Here is a 1,017-nt window from a genome sequence, read left to right on the forward strand (position 1 = left end):
TGGCAACGACGAACGCATTCAGTCTGGCGTCACCGCCACTGGCACGCATCTGCCTTCACGGGGATTTACAACGATTTGGCCGCCGCATCAGCCTGTATGTGAACACGGCAGCGGAGGCCATCCGTGCTCTGTCGTTACAGGTGCCCGGTTTTCGCCGTCAGATGAACGAAGGCTGGTACCAGATACGTATTGCCGGGCGTGATGCAGGTGAAAACGAATTATCAGCCCGGCTTAATGAGCCGCTGGCGAATGGTGCGGTGCTCCACATCGTTCCGCGTCTGGCTGGCGCGAAAAGTGGTGGTGTGTTTCAGACGGTGCTGGGTGCTGCGCTGGTAGCGGCTGCCATCTGGATGCCGGGTATCAGTATTGCTGCCAGCAACATTATGTTTTCCATGGGGGCAGCAATGGCGCTGGGGGGTGTCGCACAACTGCTGGCCCCGAAGGCAAAGACGCCGGAGTACAGAAGCACGGATAACGGTAAACAGAACACGTATTTCTCCTCACTGGACAACATGATTGCCCAGGGCAACCCGATGCCGGTGCCTTATGGTGAGATGCTGGTGGGGTCACGACGGATATCCCAGGACATCAGCACCCGTGATGAAGGTAGTGACGGGACGGTGGTGGTTATCGGTCGGCAGGGGTAAATGACATAAAAAAATCCCGCAGAGTTGCGGAGCTGCGGGGACAGACAAAGATTAACGTTAATGAGTTATTTTTGTTTCTGTTACACGGGCAAAAAAACATTAACATGGCGAAATTATAAGCACTGCAGGTATTTTTCGGAAATGTGAAGAAATTCAGAATTTTTATTCAGTCAGTCAACAGACAGGCACCCCACGGGGTGCCTGTTGTTTTTGGGTATAAACAGATTCAGGCATCAGGCTGGACAGGGGGACAGAGTGGGTAAAGGTGGTGGTAAGGCGCACACGCCGGTTGAGGCGAAAGATAACCTGAAATCCACGCAGATGATGAGCGTGATTGACGCGATTGGCGAAGGCCCGGTGGAAGGTCCGG

Annotated in this window: 2 protein-coding genes and 1 pseudogene; all 3 read left to right on the top strand. The window is 54.1% G+C overall.

Translation table 11 applies throughout. From position 1 onward, the window contains the following. Positions 1-102 (top strand): annotated as a pseudogene (locus tag C7B16_RS24730) (phage tail protein); the annotation flags it as partial. Continuing rightward, complete coding sequence (locus tag C7B16_RS24230; RefSeq protein ID WP_107180293.1) at positions 99-647, top strand: tail assembly protein; 549 nt, start codon at positions 99-101, stop codon at positions 645-647. The pseudogene C7B16_RS24730 and the gene C7B16_RS24230, both read left to right, overlap by 4 nt. 255 nt (positions 648-902) lie before the next feature. After that, the coding region (locus C7B16_RS25905) for a hypothetical protein (protein ID WP_375122110.1) at positions 903-1,017 on the top strand (115 nt) is incomplete at its 3' end.

This window comes from Escherichia sp. 20412-1, from assembly GCF_003027595.1.
In the GTDB taxonomy this organism is placed as follows: domain Bacteria; phylum Pseudomonadota; class Gammaproteobacteria; order Enterobacterales; family Enterobacteriaceae; genus Escherichia; species Escherichia marmotae.